Genomic DNA, 17,764 nt, shown 5'->3' on the forward strand with positions numbered 1-17,764 from the left:
GGAATCGACCTCATGCAATTTTATCCGCCGCTGCAATCGGCCACGCTCATCAAGCGCTACAAGCGTTTTCTCGCCGATGTCGTGACACCGGACGGCCGCGAGCTGACGCTGCACTGCGCCAATACCGGCGCGATGACCGGCTGCGCCACGCCCGGCGACACGGTGTGGTATTCGACCTCGGATAATCCGAAGCGAAAATATGCCCACAGCTGGGAGCTGTGCCAGACCCAGCTGGGCCACTGGATTTGTGTTAACACGCTGCGCGCCAACCAGCTGGTGCGCGAAGCTATCGAGCAGCAGCGCATCGTTGAATTATCCGGTTACAGTAAACTCGCCTCGGAGATACGGTACGGGTCTGAAAATAGTCGTATCGACCTGTTGTTACAGGCGGAAGGCAGGCCCAACTGCTATATTGAAGTGAAATCTGTCACGTTACTGCAACAAGGTTGTGGTTATTTTCCTGATGCAGTCACGCTGCGCGGTCAGAAACATCTCCGCGAGCTGGAAGCGATGGCAAAACAGGGTCAGCGAACGGTACTTTTTTTCGCTGTATTGCATTCAGGCATTGAAAGTGTGGCAGCGGCACACCATATTGATCCCCGCTACGCAGAATTATTGACGCAGGTGCAAAAAAACGGTGTCGAAGTGATGTGTTACGGAGCCGAACTCTCCGCCGAGGGTATCCAGTTGGCAGAGCGGTTACCGTTGGTCATGACCTCCCGATAAACTGTTGTCTCGTCGAGAAGAGTGACCCCGAACTGAAGTCGTCAGCAGCTAAAACCGTCGGGTGCGAATACGCGTTGCCTCACAGGCTTGTCAAGGGGCCGTGATGATTAATTGCCAACTTCGTCCCCATCTGGTATTTATAGCGGCCTGATTTTTTCCCCCCGTTGGGGATCGATAGTGCGTTATGTAGGAGAAGCATCATGCAAGAAGGGAAAACCCGTAAAGCCTCGTCCCTGAGCATTCTCGCCATCGCTGGGGTGGAGCCGTATCAAGAGAAGCCGGGCGAAGAGTACATGAATGACGCCCAGCTGACCCACTTCAAAAAAATACTTGAAGCATGGCGCAATCAGCTTAGGGATGAAGTCGATCGTACCGTTACGCACATGCAGGAAGAAGCTGCCAACTTCCCTGATCCGGCAGACCGTGCCACTCAGGAAGAAGAGTTCAGCCTTGAACTGCGCAACCGCGATCGCGAGCGTAAATTGATCAAGAAGATCGAGAAAACGCTGAAAAAAGTGGAAGACGAGGATTTCGGTTACTGTGAATCCTGCGGCGTAGAGATTGGCATCCGCCGTCTTGAAGCTCGTCCGACCGCTGACTTGTGTATTGACTGTAAAACTTTGGCAGAAATCCGCGAAAAGCAGATGGCTGGCTAAGTTTCGGGAAATATGGCGGTGCGGCTTTATTGGCCCACCGCCCTCTTCTCAAAAGACCCCTCGTTATGCCCACATCATCTTATATCGGTCGCTTCGCGCCTTCGCCCTCAGGCGATCTCCACTTTGGTTCACTGATTGCCGCGCTCGGCAGTTATCTGCACGCCCGTTCTCAAGGCGGACAATGGCAGGTGCGCATTGACGATCTCGACCCGCCGCGCGAAGTGGCAGGCAGCGCCAGCCGTATTCTGGCGACGCTCGAACAGTACGGATTGGAGTGGGACGGCGAGGTGGTCTGGCAATCAACACGCCACGAGGCGTATCGCGACACGCTGGACTGGCTGCATCGGCAGGGCAAAAGCTATTATTGCACCTGTACTCGCCAGCGCGTGACCCAGCTTGGCGGCACCTATGACGGCCACTGTCGGCTTGCCGGACACGGCCCTGAAAACGCCGCCATTCGGCTTTATCAAACCTTGCCCGTCAGCCGTTTTACCGATGAAGTGCAGGGCGAATTTATTGCCGATGCCAGCCTCGCCGAAGAGGATTTTATTATCCGCCGCCGCGACGGGCTGTTTGCCTATAATCTGGCGGTAGTGATTGACGATCATTTTCAGGGCGTGAATCACATCGTGCGCGGCGCGGATTTAATTGCGCCAACGGTTCGACAACTGTCGCTGTATCAACATTTGGGGCTGCCCGCGCCGAGTTACGCGCATTTGCCGCTGGCCGTTAATGCCAACGGCGACAAATTGTCGAAGCAAAATCACGCTCCCGCATTACCGGGTGGCGATCCTCGTCCTTTAATTGTGCAAACCCTGCTATTTTTAGGACAATCTTTACCAGAATGCTGGCAGGATTTATCCTTGCCTTTATTATTACGCTGGGCAGTGGCGCATTGGTCGTTGGAAAAAGTTCCACGATTTGCCCGTGTGAGCTATGATTAGCCGCTGTTTTCAAGTTGCGACATTTTTATCCGACACTATCGAGGTGTACCATTTTTACCCGAGTAGCCAATTTTTGCCGTAAGGTGCTAGTTCGTGAAGATAAAGTCATCCGTGAAGAACCTCCCGTTCCCGATGATAACGGCCACCGCGATCCCGTCACGTCTCCTGAAGCTGAACGCGTGAAAGCTCCCGCGCCTGAACCGCGCGAAAGACGCAGCACGCCGCGCCCATCGCCGCGTACGCATCAAGCAGAGCCGCCTTCGCAGCAGCGTGCACAGCCGCATTTTTCGCAGCAATCATCGCCGCATTCATCACAGAGAAATGCGAGCAAACCTGTCGACGTTTCTGCGGGCAACATGACCATTGTGCCACGCGACGGCCACGACATTTCACGCCGCGACATCAGTGACAACGCGCTGAAGGTGCTTTATCGCCTGAACAAATCTGGATTCGAAGCCTATCTGGTTGGCGGCGGCGTGCGTGATTTGCTGCTGCACAAGCAGCCGAAAGATTTCGATATCACCACCAACGCCACGCCGGAGCAGGTGCGTAAACTGTTCCGCAACTGCCGTCTGGTTGGCCGTCGTTTCCGCCTGGCTCACGTCATGTTTGGCCCTGAAATCATCGAGGTCGCCACTTTCCGTGGTCATCACGAGCAGGTTCAGGAAAGCGACGACAAAAACCTTTCCCAGCAGGCCCAGAACGGCATGCTGCTGCGCGACAACATCTTTGGTTCGATTGAAGAAGATGCCCAGCGCCGCGACTTCACCATCAACAGCCTTTATTACGGCATTTCAGACTTTACGCTGCGCGATTACACCGGCGGCCTGAAAGATCTGAAAGACGGCGTGATCCGCCTGATTGGCGACCCTGAAACGCGCTACCGCGAAGATCCCGTACGTATGCTGCGCGCCGTGCGTTTTGCCGCCAAACTAGACATGACGATTAGCCCGGAAACCGCCGAGCCTATCCCGCGTCTCGCCTCGCTGCTGCACGAAATTCCGCCTGCCCGCCTGTTTGAAGAGTCGCTCAAGCTGCTGCAGGCCGGTTATGGTTTCAGAACGGCCCAGCTGCTGCGTGAATACCAGCTGTTCCAGCCGCTGTTCCCGCTGATTGCCCGCCAGTTTACCGAGCGCGGCGACAGCCCGATGGAACGTATTCTGGATCAGGTATTGAAGAATACCGACCACCGTCTGCACAACGACATGCGCGTCAATCCGGCGTTCCTGTTTGCGGCCATGCTGTGGTATCCGGTGATTGAACATGCGCAGAAGCTGGCGCAGGAAGGCGGACTGACCTATTACGACGCCTTCTCTCTGGCGATGAACGACGTGCTCGACGAGCAGTGCCGTTCGCTGGCGATTCCGAAACGCATTACCACGCTGGTGCGTGATATCTGGGCTCTCCAGCTGCGTCTGTCTCGCCGTCAGGGCAAACGTGCGCACAAGCTGATGGAGCATCCGAAGTTCCGCGCCGCGTTCGATTTGCTGGCCTTGCGTGCCGAAGTTGAACAGCATCGTGAGCTGCAAAGCCTCACGCTGTGGTGGAGTGAATTCCAGGAAGCGACGCCGGCCTCGCAGAAAAACATGCTGGGTACGCTGGGCGATGATGCACCACCGCGCCGTAATCGTACCCGTCGTCCTCGCAAGCGCGCGCCGCGCTCGGGCAGCGGTCAATGATTCGGGTCTATATCGCGCTTGGCAGCAATCTTGCCAAGCCCGTAGATCAGGTAAACTGTGCGCTGGAAGCTCTGGCGCACTTACCGCGTACTCGTTTGGTGCAAACCTCTTCGTTTTATCGCAGTAAACCTTTGGGTCCGCAGAATCAGCCTGATTTTCTGAACGCCGTGGTGGCGCTCGATACCCAGTTGCCCGCGCACGAGCTGCTCGACGGCACGCAGGGCATTGAACAGAATCAGGGCCGCGTGCGTAAAGCCGAACGTTGGGGGCCGCGCACACTGGATCTCGACATGCTGCTTTACGGCAACGAAGTGATCGCCACCGATCGTTTAATCGTGCCGCACTACGACATGAAAAACCGTGAATTCATGCTCTATCCGCTGGCCGACATCGCCCCCGATTTAGTGTTCCCCGACGGCGAAAGCCTGCAAGATTTGCTCAAGCGCGTGCCGCAAAACGGCATGACGCGCTGGTAGCGTTTTTTCGCCTACGATCTCACACTCCCTGCAGAGGCCTCGGCGAGGACTCAAACGGGAGATATTGATACATCCAGGTTTCCGACAGCAGCCTGTCGCCCACTCGCAAATAGAGCGCTAATTCCACCGGTTCCTTGCCTTCGACGTGCTGATCTTTATCTTCGCCTTTGGCGTCTTTGTCTCCAAAGTGCAAGTCAAAAAACACCCGCCAGTTTTTATTGTTGCCCGGCGATTTCTCGACCTTGATCTCCTCTATTTTGCCTCGTGAATGAGAAACCACGGCTTCGGGCTTTACGCCATCAGGCAGCTCGTCGAGCACCTTGCCCGAAAATTCCAGCATAAACTTGCGCGCGCCGCCGCCCGGATAAGATCCCGGATTGCCGCCACGGCCCAAACGCGTCGCGCCGCAGCGGGCCAGTTTCGAGGGATAAGGCTCGTCGGCCAACCAGTGCAGCCGATAGCTAAACTGATGCTGACTGCCCGCTTTGGCCAACGCTTTCGGCACCCACATCGCGACAATATTGTCGTAAATCTCGTCATCGGTCGGGATTTCCACCAGCTGTACCGCGCCTTCGCCCCACTGCCCTTTTGGCTCGACCCACAAATCTGGACGCCGCTCGTAGCCGACCGAACCCAGATAACTGCTAAAGTTGCGATCCTTTTGCATCAGGCCAAAGCCGCGCGGATTATTATCGGCAAACGCCGACACGCGAATATCCAGAGGATTATTCAGCGGCCGCCAAATGTGCTCGCCGCTGCCGGTCCACATCGCCAACCCGTCGGAGTCGTGCACCTCGGGCCGCCAGTCGGAAGCCGAGCCTTTTGCCATTTTGGAGAACCAGAACATCGAGGTTTGCGGCGCGATGCCAAAGCGTTGAATGTCGCGACGGATAAACAGCGAACAGTCGACGTCCATCACCACGCCTTTGGTGCGTTGCAACACAAAACGGTAGGCACCACAAAGGCTTGGACCGTCGAGCAGCGCGTAAACGGTGAGTTGATTGCTGTCGTCGTGCGGCGTTTCGAACCAGAAATGAGTGAATTCGGGGAACTCTTCCGGCATGTCGCCCTGCACGGTATTGATGGCGATGCCGCGCGCCGAGAGGCCAAACTGCCCCAGCTCGCCCACCGCGCGAAAATAGGAAGCGCCGAGAAAAGAGACCCAATCTTTTTCGGACCGCGCTTGCAGCGTTTTTTGGCTGTCTAACACGCGAAAGCCGATGAAAACGTTACCTTTGATATCAGGCAATGTGCCGGTCTTGTTATCCGATCCGGTTTTGCTGTCGGGAAAGGTAAAGTAACGAATGTCTTGCACGATTTCCCGAGCGCGATTTTTATCGACTACCGACATTTTGACGGGCGTTTTATGTAATCCATTGACGCTGAAAAAAGTCACCGGATAACGGCTCGGACTCTGTGAAAACAGCGCGTAATCAGGGTTATAGATGATTTTTCGATAGACGTCGTAATTGATATTTGCCAGCGCGGCATCTGTGACGGTAGCGGGCGGCGTGTAGGCCGTTTTCGCCATGTCTGCCGCCTGTTTAATCAGGCCGTCAAAGCTGAATGCGGCTTCTTCGCCGAGCTGAAGTTTCTGCGCGGCGAAGGCTTCGGGCGTAATGCCCAACGCCGCTAGAGCCGCCGTAAAAGAGGCATAAGTCAGCAAATCGCGTCTTGTCACCATGAAAACACCCGTCCTTGTTAAAAGTAAATGTCTTCATCAATCTGGCGAAAACAGAATTTATACTAAATAGTCATTTCACTTTAGCAGAACTCTGAGACCGCCTTCGGGTGCGCGCGCATAAACTGCCCGAATTCCATGCAATTGTGCGATACGCAGCACAATAGAGATCCCCAGCCCGCTGCCGGTTTGATCCTGTCCCGGCGGACGATAAAACCGTTCGCCGAGGCGCTGTAAGTGCTCGTCGCTCATGCCCGGTCCGCCGTCGTGGATCTCCAGCCCCGTTTGAGTGAGCGAAAGACGCACCTGACTGCCCGGCGGCGAATAACGGATGGCGTTATCCAGCAGATTTCGCAGCAGCAGCGAGAGCAATAACGGCTGTCCATGTCTCGGCGGCGGCGTGCCGTTTTGCTCCAGCACCAGCTCGATATTTTTGCGATGCGCCGCGCTGTCCTGCTCGATGAGCGCCTGAATGACCAGCGCGGGCCAGTCGATAGGCGAAAGTTCGTCGAGCGAAGAGAAAGATTCAAGGCGCGACAAAGTCAGGAGCTGATCGACCAGCCGCGTGGCGCGATCGATGCTGGTGGTCAGATTCTTCACCGCGTTGTCGCGCATCGGCTGGTCATCGCCCGCCAGCTGCACCACCTCGGTTTGCACGCGCAGCGCGGCCAGCGGACTGCGCAGCTCGTGCGCCGCGTCAGAGGTAAATCGTCGTTCGCGCACCAGCATTTCCTGCGTGCGGGCAAACAGCGCGTTGAGCGATTGCAGCAGCGGCAGCACTTCGGCGGGCACTTTCTCCGTCGAAATCGGCTGCGCTTCGTCGGCGGCGCGCTGCTGTAAATCACGGGTAACGCGTTTCAGCGGCCGCAGTTCGAGGGTCAGCATAATGATCATCGCCAGCATCAGCAGCGGCAGCGAGGCCAGCCACGGCAACAGCTGGCCACTCACCATGTCCCACGCCATGTCGTCGCGATATTCATATTCTTGCCCGACCGCGATGCGATAACGGCCATCCGTCGAGGTGAGCCACAGCAAACGCCAGCGATCGTCGTCATCCTTGAGCCTGCCGTCGATAAAGCCGTGCGCCTCGCCGTTAAAGATAATATCTCTGCCGTTTTCGCCGTCGTTAAGCAGCATGCGGCCCTGCGGATCGAAAATCGCGAAGGTTAGCGCGTCGTCATCGGTATTGCCGCGATGGTGTTTATCGGCCAGCGTTTTGGTGGAGGGTAAACGAATAGCCTCGCCGCCCTGAAATCTGTCGCCCAAACCGGCGGTCGCCAGATGTTTGGCAAACAGCATTTGCTGGGTATCAAACACCTCGTTGATTTTATGTCGGGTCTGCTGCCACGCCACGCCGCTGGCTAATGTCCAGGTGACTCCCGCCAGCAGCGCAAACAGCAAAATCAGCCGCAGCTTGAGGCTCGGATGCCTTAACCGTTGACGAGTAAAAAGATGTTGATGAGTAAAAAGACGGTTTAAGAAAGATTTTAAGGAAGAGATCATGACGTTTGATCACTCGCCACGTCGTCGCCCAGCACGTAACCTACGCCGTGAACGGTGCGAATAAATCCGTTGCCCAGCTTGCGGCGCAGGTGGTGAATGTGAACCTCAACGGCGTTGCTGCTGACTTCCTGATCCCAGCTGTAAAGCTTCTCCTCCAGCGTTTGGCGTTGCAGCACACGGCTTTTATTGCGTAAAAACAGCTCCAGCACCGCGACCTCTTTCGAGGTCAAAACTATTGATTCGCCCGCCAGCGTGACGCTGCGCGAGGCGGGATCGAATTCCAGCCGGCCGTGATTTATCTTGGGCGTAACCTGCCCGTGACGACGACGAATCAGCGCCTCGAGCCGCGCGGCAACTTCCAACAGCGCGAAAGGTTTGCAGAGGTAATCGTCGGCACCGGCTTGCAGTCCGCCAACCCGCTGTTCGAGCGCGTCGCGGGCGGTGAGAATCAGTACGGGAATATCGCGGCCGCTCTGCCGCCATTCGCGCAGCAGCTGCATGCCGTCCATACCGGGCAGGCTGAGGTCGAGAATGACGGCGTCATAAGGCGCGCTGTCGAGCGCATTTTTGCCGGTAATGCCGTCGGTAAACCAGTCGAGGGTAAAACCCAGCTTCGACAAACCCGCCTTAATCCCGTCGCCAATCATCTTATCGTCTTCAATTAATAGAATTCGCATCGCCGTCCGGCTCCTTTTCTGCCCGCTATCCTGCTCTTAAATCAGTATACCCAAGGGTTCTTACGCCGTTCTTAAGTTGTGCAATAACTCTCAACTTTCTTAATGGTGCTACGTGTTAGCCGAGCGTTCCAGTAGAATAGTCGCCAGGTTTTTTAGATTGTTTACAAGGCTGAGAAATATGATGAAAGCAACAACCATGAGTCAACTGCGTCAGTGGAAGCGCGACAAGCATAAATTCGCGACGATCACGGCCTATGACGCCAGTTTCGCCCAGCTGTTTGCCGAGCAGGGAATTCCGGTGATGCTGATTGGCGATTCGCTCGGGATGGTGGTGCAGGGACGTGACTCCACGCTGCCGGTGTTACTGGAAGATATCGTCTATCACACGCGCTGCGTGCGTCGCGGTGCGCCCAAGGCTCTGCTGCTTTCCGACCTGCCTTTCATGACGTACTCCACGCCGGAACAGACCTTTGACAGCGCCGCGCAGCTGATGCGCGCCGGGGCCAACATGGTCAAACTCGAAGGCGGGAGCTGGCTGTGTGAAACCGTGTCGATGCTGACCGAACGCGCCGTGCCCGTCTGCGGACACTTGGGCCTAACGCCGCAGTCGGTGAATATTTTCGGCGGCTATAAAATTCAGGGCCGTGGCGAAGTAGCGGCCAATCAGCTGCTGCAAGACGCGCTGGCACTCGAAAAAGCGGGCATGCAGCTTCTGGTGCTGGAATGCGTGCCGGTTGAGCTGGCGCGCCGCGTCACCGAAGAGCTGACGATTCCGGTGATCGGCATCGGCGCGGGCAACGTCACCGACGGACAGATTCTGGTCATGCACGACGCCTTTGGCATTACCGGCGGCCACATCCCAAAATTCGCCAAAGATTTTCTGGCCGAGGCGGGCGACATTCGCGACGCGGTGCGTTTGTATGTCAAAGAGGTCGAAGAAGGCCTCTATCCGGGCATCGAACACAGCTACCAGTAAGGCTGTTTTACTTAATTCGGGAAACTCGCGAAACTCGGGATAATCCAGACAGAGGCATTAACGTGTTAATTATTGAAACTATTCCGCTGCTGCGTCGTGAAATTCGCTTCTTCAAGCAGAACAATCAGCGCATTGCGCTGGTGCCGACGATGGGCAATCTGCATCAGGGTCACATGACGCTGGTCGACGAAGCCAAGGCGCGGGCCGACATTGTTATCGTCAGCATTTTTGTGAATCCAATGCAGTTTGAACGCGCCGACGACCTCGAGCGTTATCCGCGCACCTTGCAGGAAGATTGTGAAAAACTGACCAAGCGCGGCGTGGATCTGGTGTTTGCGCCCGCGCCTGCCGAAATTTATCCGAAAGGTCTGGCCTCGCAAACGCAGGTCGACGTGCCGGGCCTTTCCACCATTCTCGAAGGCGCGAGCCGTCCCGGACATTTTCGCGGCGTGTCGACTATCGTCAGCAAGCTGTTTAATCTGGTCCAGCCCGACGTTGCCTGTTTCGGGCAAAAAGATTACCAGCAGCTGGCGCTGATCCGCGCGTTGGTAGAAGATATGGGCTACGACCTCGAGATTGTCGGTGTGCCGACGGTGCGGGCCAAAGACGGGCTGGCGCTCAGCTCGCGCAACGGATATCTCACCGCCGACGAGCGTAAAATTGCGCCGCGTCTCGCCAGCATCATGAATCAGGTGGCAAACCAGCTGACTCAGGGCGAGCGCCACGTTGACGAGCTGCTGGCCGACTGCGCCGAACAGCTGCGCGAAGCCGGTTTCACGCCCGATGAGCTGTTCATCCGCGACGCCAAAACGCTGCGTGACCTCTCCGTCGACAGCACCTCGGCGGTGATTCTGATGGCGGCGTGGCTGGGTAAAGCGCGACTGATCGATAATCAGGAAGTCGATTTAACGGTCTAACGGTTTAACGGAATCTTGCTGAGCTGACTTAGGTCTGTGATGCGGGTGAACGGGAGCAGCCAACAGCGCTGCAAATTCAATTAGGAAGGGGATTATGATACGTACAATGTTGCAGGGTAAGCTTCATCGGGTTCACGTGACTCATGCAGACTTACATTACGAAGGTTCCTGCGCCATCGATCAGGATTTCCTCGACGCTTCCGGCATTCTCGAATATGAAGCGATCGACATTTATAACGTGACCAACGGCAAACGTTTTTCAACCTACGCGATTGCCGCCGAGCGCGGTTCGCGGATTATTTCTGTCAACGGTGCCGCCGCGCACTGCGCCAGCGTCGATGACCTGCTGATCATCTGCTCCTACGTGCAGATGCCCGACGCCGATGCGCGCCAGCATCAGCCGAAAGTCGCCTATTTCGAAGGGCAAAATCAGCTGAAACGCACCGCAAAAGCAGTACCGGTTCAGGTGGCTTAACGCTATTTTTCACGCGTCAGCCATAAAAAACGGGAGCCTATCTGGCTCCCGTTTTGCTTTCTTCTGCTTACGCTTTTATCGTCACGCGTTAACGTCACGCCTCACGTAAAAAAGATTAGCTGCGCAGCCCGCGGCCGCGTTCAATCAGGTACCAGGCCAGCAGGTAGAACACCACGATGAAGGCCACCAGCACCAGCATGGTGAACACTAACGGCACGTCGGAGATGCCGAGGAAACCGTAGCGGAAGCCGCTTATCATGTAGACGATCGGGTTCAGCTTGGAAACGGCCTGCCAGATTGGCGGCAGCAGCGTCAGCGAGTAAAACACCCCGCCAAGGTAAGTCAGCGGCGTCAGCACGAAGGTCGGGATCAGGCTGATGTCATCGAAGCTGGTCGCAAACACGGCGTTAAGCAGGCCGCCGAGTGAGAACAGAATCGCGGTCAGCAGCAGCGTCAGCGCAATCACCCACCACGAGTGAATCTGCAAATGGGTAAAGAACAGCGAGATGATGGTGACCAGAATCCCGACGCAAATACCGCGCGCCACGCCGCCGCCAACATAACCGGCGATCACCACGTGCGTTGGCACGGGCGCGACCAGCAGCTCTTCAATGTTGCGCTGGAACTTGGCGCTGAAGAACGACGACGCCACGTTGGCGTAAGAGTTGGTGATGACCGACATCATGATAAGGCCCGGCACGATAAACTGCATGTAGCTGAAACCGTGCATGTCACCGATGCGTGAACCGATCAGATTACCGAAGATAACAAAATAGAGTGACATGGTGATCACCGGCGGGACGAGGGTCTGGATCCAGATGCGTCCGAAACGGTTGATCTCTTTCATCCAGATACTTTTTAGTGCCACCCAATAGAGTTGCGACATTATTTTTTCCCCTCACTGCCATTTACCAGGGTGACAAACAGCTCTTCCAGACGGTTGGCTTTATTACGCATGCTGAGAATCTGCACGCCCTGCTTGCTCAGCTGGCTGAACAGCGAATTAAGCCCCTGCTCGCGCATCACTTCGACCTCGAGCGTTGAGGTGTCGATGAGATTGCTGTGATAACCCTCGAGCTTCGGAATCGAACTTTTCGGCGCGAGATCCAGCACGAAAGTTTCGGATTTCTGTTTCGCCAGCAGCGATTTCATCGAGGTATTTTCAATCAGCTCGCCGCCCTGAATAATGCCGATATTGCGGCACAGCATCTCGGCTTCTTCGAGATAATGGGTGGTCAGAATGATCGTCGTGCCCTGCGCATTCAGCTCTTTCAAAAAGCCCCACATCGAGCGACGCAGCTCAATGTCGACGCCAGCCGTTGGCTCATCGAGGATCAGCAATTTTGGCTCGTGCATCAGGGCGCGGGCAATCATCAGACGGCGTTTCATCCCGCCGGACAGCATGCGCGAACGCTCGTTGCGTTTGCCCCACAAATCCAGCTGCGTCAGGTACTTTTCGGCGCGCGCGATGGCGTCGGAGCGTTTCACACCGTAGTAACCGGCCTGATTCACGACGACCTGCATCACGGTTTCAAAGGGGTTGAAGTTGAACTCTTGCGGCACCAGTCCGAGCTGGCGTTTGGCGTTGACAATATCCTTGTCGATATCGTAACCAAAGACCCGAACCTTACCGGCAGACTTGTTTACCAGCGAGCTGATAATACCAATTGTGGTGGACTTTCCTGCGCCATTTGGGCCGAGCAGCGCGTAGAAATCGCCCGCCTCGACGCGCAAATCGATTCCGCGTAAAGCTTGCACACCGCCTGCGTAAGTCTTGGTTAACTTCTCCAGTTCCAATGCGTATGTCATAAGTGAAGTCTTACCTTGTTTTAAACGAATAGTGATCTTTGTTTAATTAATTATTTAACATCAGGGCGATACAGAACCCTTTTGATTTTCATTGGAGTTGTCCTATATTACCCCAACGTAGACGCTTTCTTACAGGCTATTAACTTTCATGAACGATATCGAAACGCTGATCAGCAACAACGCTGCCTGGTCAAAAATAATGGAAGAGGAAGATCCTGGCTTCTTTGAACGCCTCTCTCTTGCTCAAAAACCACGCTTTTTGTGGATCGGTTGCTCCGACAGCCGCGTTCCCGCCGAACGTCTGACCGGCCTCGAACCTGGCGAACTTTTTGTTCACCGCAACGTGGCCAACCTGGTGATTCACACTGACCTCAACTGCCTGTCCGTGGTGCAATACGCCATCGACGTGCTGGAAGTTGAACACGTGATCATCTGTGGACACCACGGCTGTGGCGGTGTGAAAGCCGCGATTGAAAACCCTGAACTCGGTTTAATCGACAACTGGCTGCTGCACATCCGCGACCTCTATTTCAAGCACGGCGACGCGCTCAGTGAACTGGAGCCGGATGACCGCTTGAATAAACTCTGTGAACTCAACGTGGTAGAACAGGTGTATAACCTGGGCCACTCCACCGTGATGCGCAGCGCGTGGAAACGTGGGCAGAAGATAACCCTGCACGGCTGGGTCTACGGACTTCAGGACGGACGTTTACGCGATCTGGAGATTGCCTCCACCAGCCGCGAAATGCTCGAGCAGCGTTATCATCAAGGCGTTGCCGCGCTAGTCAATCAGACTAAGTAAAGCCGGTCACGACCCACGAAGTACCTATCTCCCAGTACTTAATAATTACGCCCCGAAGTGTACAACTTTCGGGGCGTTAAACCTTTCCACTCTGTGCCCTATCCACTCGTTTAAAAGCACAAATCTCAAGCGCGTAGCAGGTGACGCAAGTTGCGATACGGCCAGCGCGGAAAAACCGGAGTGGACACGTAGTCCATGAGGATTTTGAGCACTGCCCGCATCGGAAATTGCTAAACCTGGTAGCGGTACTTATTCTTCGAGCATGACGACTTTGCCGACATAAGGCAGATGACGATAGCGTTGAGCATAGTCAATGCCGTATCCGACTACAAACTCGTCGGGAATGGTAAAGCCCACGTATTCCACGGGCACGTCAACTTCGCGGCGCTCCGGTTTGTCGAGCAGCGTACAGATCGCCAGAGATTTTGGCCCGCGCAGCTTGAAGATTTCGCGCACCTTGCTCAAGGTATTGCCGGAATCGATAATATCTTCCACGATCAGCACATCTTTACCGCGAATATCTTCATCCAAATCTTTAAGGATTTTCACATCACGCGTTGACGAGGTGCCATTGCCGTAGCTCGAGGCGGTCATGAAATCGACTTCGTGCGGCACATCAATTGCGCGGCAGAGATCGGCCATAAACATAAATGAACCGCGCAACAGCCCGACCAGCACCATCTCACTGCCGCTGTCGCGGTAATGTTCTGTAATCTCACGGCCCAACTCGGCAATACGGGTTTTTACTTCCTGCTCGGAAATCATGACGTCTACAGTGTGTTTCATATCCAACCTGGCTACTTAAAAATAAAATGAGTCTGCCATCATTATGGTCGACAGCAGTCTTTAGCGCGCGGAAGTATAGCAAACATCGTTGCGCAACAAAAAACTCCCTTTGTTTTCTCTTTATCTTTGCCTTCCTCTTTACCTCTGCTTTCGCTTTTACCTTTCACCTAACGATGAGTGACGAGCAAAGGTTAGGCAAGGCGAGAGTCTGCGATAAAAACGGAGTTGACGTGGGTCAATGAGTATTTTAGCGCAGGCTATCAACGCAGCATAACCAACGCGCAGCCACTCATCCCACCGTAAACGAGAGCATCATGCCGGTGTCTTCGTGTTCGAGGATATGACAGTGTGCCATATAGGCGTGATTCTTATCGGCTAGATGATCAAACTTCACCAGTACCTCGCTGCGGCCGCCTTCTACGCGAACGGTATCTTTCCAGCCCTGACGATGTGGCGCCACCGGCTGGCCGTTTTCGCTCAGAATACGGAACTGCGTGCCGTGGATATGGAACGGATGCAGCATCATGTCGCCCTCGCCGGAAATCGTCCAACGCTCGTACTGACCCTGCTTCACCGCAAATGCCGGATTAAACATGTCGTAGGCTTTGCCATTGATTTTATTGGCCGTCATCAGGTCAAACTTCGCGCCCTGTTGCGGCATCGCCATGCCCTGCATCTCGCCGTGACCGCCCATTTTCATGCCCGGCATCGCGGCCATCTTATCGCCGCCGTCGTGATGTTCCATGCTCATTCCCGCCATCGCGCCGTGGCCATAACGTTTCATCAACGCCTGCATTCCCTGCTGGTCAAGCTGAGGGTCCATCATCAATTGCAGCCAGCGCGTCGGCAATCCGTCGAGTGAAGGAAGCGGCGGCAGCGCAATCAGCGAGTCGGGTAACGCGTTGCCTGACTGCGTCGGCGTGGGCTGAATTTTTAGCACCGCCAGCGGCTGGTCAAAAGGCGCAAGCGTCATGCCCATTTGTTTGACCGGCAAAGTGACGAGGTCAAAAGCCTTGCCGTCGGAACAGTCCACCATGACTTCAAAACGCTCGCCCGTCAGCAGCGGCAGCTCGTGAACGCTGACCGGCTCGGGCAGGAATCCGCCGTCGCTGGCAATCACATACAGCGCGCGTCCGTCGCTGGTGGCAATATTCAACGAACGCGCGTTGCAGCCGTTGAGCAGGCGCAGACGCAGCCAGCCGCGAGACACGCCGTGCTGCGGATAAATCACGCCGTTGGTTAACATATGCTGACCAAACCAGCCTGCGGCGGCGGTCATCACATCAAGCTGATAGTCGATTTGCCCGGCATCGTTAAGCCGTTTGTCTTGCAGGATGACGGGAATATCGTCCACGCCCCAGCGCGAAGGAATTTTCAGCTTATCGCCGTCGTCATCGTCGATAATGACCATGCCCGCCAACCCCATCGCCACCTGATAACCGCTGGTTTGATGCGGATGCGGATGGAACCAGCAGGTCGTTGCCGGTTGATCGACCTTAAACTGCACTTCACGACTGCCGCCCGGCGCGATCATCGCCTGCGGGCCGCCATCAACGTCACCCGGAATTTCAAGGCCGTGCCAATGCACGGTGCTGGCATCTGCTAAGCTGTTTTTAACGATGACGCCGACCGTTTTGCCGCGCCGCAGCCTGATAACCGGCCCCAGCAGATTGCCGTTAACGCCCCAGGTGGTGGTGCTCACGCCCGGCAGAAACTGGCTTTTGCCCTGCTGCAAGGTGAGGCGATAAGTTCCTCTGACGTCAGGCTCGAGAATGTCGGGGACAGGCAGCGCGGGGCGAGAGGCGGCAAAAGCCTGGCGGCTCCAGGTAGGCAGCGCGGCCACGCCACCGTACATCGCGGCCAGTTTGATAAAATCTCGACGATGCATGGTCGGTCCTTTTTCGGGTCAGAAGAGAAGCAGAATCTGTCTAGCCTAGACCTTCACCCAAGGTTAAGGTCAAGCCGCGATCGTGTATGCAAAAAACAGCGCAGCGGAAGGCTGTTAAACATAATGTAAAAAACGGATGTAAAAGAAATTTATGTCAGCTGTAGCAAATATGGTAACGTCATTTTGATAAATAACGGGCCTAATCATCACTATGACGAATACTTTTAATGTCGTTAAGACACTTTTGCTTGCCAGCTTTCGGTTGCTGGCAAAGAGAAATTCACCCGCGAAAACAAGGCAGAGCATGAAAAAAACCACCCTGAGTCTGCTATTGCTGACCTTACTTGGATTCTCCTCTGCCAGCCAGGCGCTTAGCGAACCCGAAGCAGAAGATCTTGCCGATCTGACCGCCGTGTTCGTTTATTTGAAAAATAACTGTGGCTACGAGCAGCTGCCCAACACGCAGATCAAACGGGCGATTATCTATTTTGCCCAGCAAAATCATTGGGATTTAACCAACTACAGCGCTTACGACATGCAGTCGCTCGGCGAAGAAAGTTATCGTGACCTTAGCGGCATCGCGGTGGCAAAACCGCTGAAATGCAAATCGCTGGCGCGCGATTCTCTCGGCTTGCTGACCTACACGAATTAAACTCGCCATTACACACCCTGCATTACAGCGTCTTCCCCTCCGTAGAGCGGTTGCTTTTAACGAAACTCTCTCCGCCTCGCCCCTGTTTCTCAGGGGTGAGCTAAAATCTCTAGTTATGCCTCATTTATTCCCCATTACGCGTTAATCAGGGTATTTTGCATGGCACTAATTTAGTATTTAGGAGAAGGCGTAAACCATGTTCCAACAAGATCCATCTCAACACGAACCGTCTCAACCTGCATCCCAAAAAGAAATTTGGCACGAGACGCTGCACGACAGTTTCGGCCAATATTTTACGATTGAAAAAGAGCTGTACCGCGAAAAAACTGCGCATCAGGATTTGGTTATCTTTGAAAACGCCGCGCTGGGCCGCGTGATGGCGCTCGACGGCGTGGTGCAAACCACTGAACGCGATGAGTTTATCTATCACGAAATGATGGCGCACGTGCCGCTGCTGGCGCACGGACAGGCGAAAAAGGTGCTGATAATCGGCGGCGGCGACGGCGGCATGCTGCGTGAAGTCTGCCGTCATCGCGGCGTTGAACACATTACGATGGTGGAAATCGATGCGGGCGTGATTGAATTTTGCCGCCAGTATCTGCCCAATCACAGCGCCGGATCGTTTGACGATAGCCGTTTTAATCTGGTGATTGAAGACGGTGTAAACTTCGTTAATCAGACCGACCTTAAATTCGACGTCATTATCTCTGACTGTACCGATCCTATCGGGCCCGGCGAAAGTCTGTTTACCTCGGCGTTTTACGAGGGCTGCGCGCGGTGTTTAAATCCAGAGGGTATTTTCGTGGCGCAAAACGGCGTCTGCTTCCTGCAACAGGATGAAGCCGTTAACAGCCATCAGAAACTGAGCCACTATTTTACCGACGTCAGTTTTTATCAGGCGGCGATCCCGACCTATTACGGCGGCATCATGACCTTCGCGTGGGCCACCAATAATGCGCAATATCGCCAAATCGATCCCGCCGAATTGCAGGCGCGCTTTACCGCCTCGGGCATCGTCAGCCGTTATTACAATCCGGCCATTCATCACGGCAGCTTTGCCCTGCCACAATATTTATTGAATGCGCTTTCAGCCGCGCGCTGAAACGCTATCCGTAAG

Annotated in this window: 18 protein-coding genes; 11 read left to right on the forward strand and 7 right to left on the reverse strand. The window is 55.1% G+C overall.

Annotation, left to right across the window (positions count from 1 at the left end):
• The first annotated feature begins 12 nt into the window (after window positions 1-12).
• From sfsA to folK, 5 genes are all read left to right on the forward strand, one after another.
• Entirely contained in the window at window positions 13-726 is a 714-nt protein-coding gene (sfsA, locus tag SC206_RS16770) for a DNA/RNA nuclease SfsA (protein ID WP_332738880.1), read from the forward strand.
• A 200-nt stretch (window positions 727-926) separates the two neighbouring features.
• The gene (gene dksA, locus SC206_RS16775) at window positions 927-1,382 is read left to right on the forward strand and encodes an RNA polymerase-binding protein DksA (RefSeq protein WP_332738882.1); all 456 of its coding nucleotides are present in this window, start codon (window positions 927-929) and stop codon (window positions 1,380-1,382) included.
• 65 nt (window positions 1,383-1,447) lie between these two features.
• Window positions 1,448-2,326 carry a tRNA glutamyl-Q(34) synthetase GluQRS gene (gene gluQRS, locus SC206_RS16780; protein ID WP_332738884.1) on the forward strand — a complete coding sequence of 293 codons (879 nt, stop codon included), beginning with the start codon at window positions 1,448-1,450 and terminating at the stop codon, window positions 2,324-2,326.
• 356 nt (window positions 2,327-2,682) lie between these two features.
• Window positions 2,683-4,005, forward strand: a complete 1,323-nt coding sequence (gene pcnB / locus SC206_RS16785; protein WP_332739171.1) for a polynucleotide adenylyltransferase PcnB — start codon at window positions 2,683-2,685, stop codon at window positions 4,003-4,005.
• Complete coding sequence (gene folK, locus SC206_RS16790; RefSeq protein WP_332738886.1) at window positions 4,002-4,481, forward strand: 2-amino-4-hydroxy-6-hydroxymethyldihydropteridine diphosphokinase; 480 nt, start codon at window positions 4,002-4,004, stop codon at window positions 4,479-4,481. The genes pcnB and folK overlap by 4 nt, the downstream gene beginning before the upstream one ends.
• 19 nt (window positions 4,482-4,500) lie before the next feature.
• Here folK and SC206_RS16795 read toward each other — a convergent pair whose 3' ends face one another.
• The 3 genes from SC206_RS16795 to qseB all read right to left on the reverse strand — a co-directional run bounded on the left by SC206_RS16795 (window position 4,501) and on the right by qseB (window position 8,342).
• On the reverse strand, window positions 4,501-6,165 hold the full coding sequence (locus SC206_RS16795) for a glucan biosynthesis protein (RefSeq protein ID WP_332738888.1): 1,665 nt from the start codon (window positions 6,163-6,165) through the stop codon (window positions 4,501-4,503).
• A 75-nt stretch (window positions 6,166-6,240) separates the two neighbouring features.
• The gene (gene qseC, locus SC206_RS16800) at window positions 6,241-7,665 is read right to left on the reverse strand and encodes a quorum sensing histidine kinase QseC (protein WP_332738891.1); all 1,425 of its coding nucleotides are present in this window, start codon (window positions 7,663-7,665) and stop codon (window positions 6,241-6,243) included.
• Window positions 7,662-8,342, reverse strand: coding sequence for a quorum sensing response regulator transcription factor QseB (gene qseB, locus SC206_RS16805; RefSeq protein ID WP_332738893.1), 681 nt, complete (start codon window positions 8,340-8,342; stop codon window positions 7,662-7,664). The genes qseC and qseB overlap by 4 nt, the downstream gene beginning before the upstream one ends.
• 181 nt (window positions 8,343-8,523) lie before the next feature.
• Between qseB and panB the strand changes: the two genes are divergently transcribed.
• The 3 genes from panB (at window position 8,524) to panD (ending at window position 10,710) form a co-directional block, all read left to right on the forward strand.
• On the forward strand, window positions 8,524-9,318 hold the full coding sequence (gene panB / locus SC206_RS16810) for a 3-methyl-2-oxobutanoate hydroxymethyltransferase (RefSeq protein ID WP_332739172.1): 795 nt from the start codon (window positions 8,524-8,526) through the stop codon (window positions 9,316-9,318).
• A gap of 62 nt (window positions 9,319-9,380) precedes the next feature.
• Complete coding sequence (gene panC / locus SC206_RS16815; RefSeq protein WP_332738895.1) at window positions 9,381-10,235, forward strand: pantoate--beta-alanine ligase; 855 nt, start codon at window positions 9,381-9,383, stop codon at window positions 10,233-10,235.
• A gap of 94 nt (window positions 10,236-10,329) precedes the next feature.
• Window positions 10,330-10,710, forward strand: a complete 381-nt coding sequence (panD, locus tag SC206_RS16820; RefSeq protein ID WP_332738897.1) for an aspartate 1-decarboxylase — start codon at window positions 10,330-10,332, stop codon at window positions 10,708-10,710.
• A gap of 115 nt (window positions 10,711-10,825) precedes the next feature.
• Here panD and SC206_RS16825 read toward each other — a convergent pair whose 3' ends face one another.
• Together SC206_RS16825 and SC206_RS16830 are read right to left on the reverse strand one after the other, a co-directional pair.
• A complete protein-coding gene (locus SC206_RS16825) occupies window positions 10,826-11,596 on the reverse strand; it encodes an ABC transporter permease (RefSeq protein ID WP_332738899.1) in 771 nt (256 codons plus the stop codon).
• Window positions 11,596-12,519, reverse strand: a complete 924-nt coding sequence (locus SC206_RS16830; RefSeq protein WP_332738901.1) for an ABC transporter ATP-binding protein — start codon at window positions 12,517-12,519, stop codon at window positions 11,596-11,598. Before SC206_RS16830 ends, SC206_RS16825 begins: the two co-directional genes overlap by 1 nt.
• 148 nt (window positions 12,520-12,667) lie before the next feature.
• On the opposite strand from SC206_RS16830, the gene can reads away from it, so the two are divergent.
• On the forward strand, window positions 12,668-13,321 hold the full coding sequence (can, locus tag SC206_RS16835; RefSeq protein WP_332738903.1) for a carbonate dehydratase: 654 nt from the start codon (window positions 12,668-12,670) through the stop codon (window positions 13,319-13,321).
• Window positions 13,322-13,570: 249 nt separating this feature from the next.
• Here can and hpt read toward each other — a convergent pair whose 3' ends face one another.
• Together hpt and cueO are read right to left on the reverse strand one after the other, a co-directional pair.
• Window positions 13,571-14,107, reverse strand: coding sequence for a hypoxanthine phosphoribosyltransferase (gene hpt / locus SC206_RS16840; RefSeq protein ID WP_332738904.1), 537 nt, complete (start codon window positions 14,105-14,107; stop codon window positions 13,571-13,573).
• A gap of 289 nt (window positions 14,108-14,396) precedes the next feature.
• A complete protein-coding gene (gene cueO, locus SC206_RS16845) occupies window positions 14,397-15,995 on the reverse strand; it encodes a multicopper oxidase CueO (protein ID WP_332738906.1) in 1,599 nt (532 codons plus the stop codon).
• A 304-nt stretch (window positions 15,996-16,299) separates the two neighbouring features.
• Between cueO and SC206_RS16850 the strand changes: the two genes are divergently transcribed.
• Both SC206_RS16850 and speE read left to right on the forward strand, forming a co-directional pair.
• On the forward strand, window positions 16,300-16,647 hold the full coding sequence (locus SC206_RS16850; protein ID WP_332738907.1) for a YacC family pilotin-like protein: 348 nt from the start codon (window positions 16,300-16,302) through the stop codon (window positions 16,645-16,647).
• 196 nt (window positions 16,648-16,843) lie between these two features.
• On the forward strand, window positions 16,844-17,749 hold the full coding sequence (speE, locus tag SC206_RS16855; RefSeq protein ID WP_332738909.1) for a polyamine aminopropyltransferase: 906 nt from the start codon (window positions 16,844-16,846) through the stop codon (window positions 17,747-17,749).
• Window positions 17,750-17,764: the final 15 nt, after the last annotated feature.

The organism is Rouxiella sp. T17, assembly GCF_036663475.1.
GTDB lineage: Bacteria > Pseudomonadota > Gammaproteobacteria > Enterobacterales > Enterobacteriaceae > Rouxiella.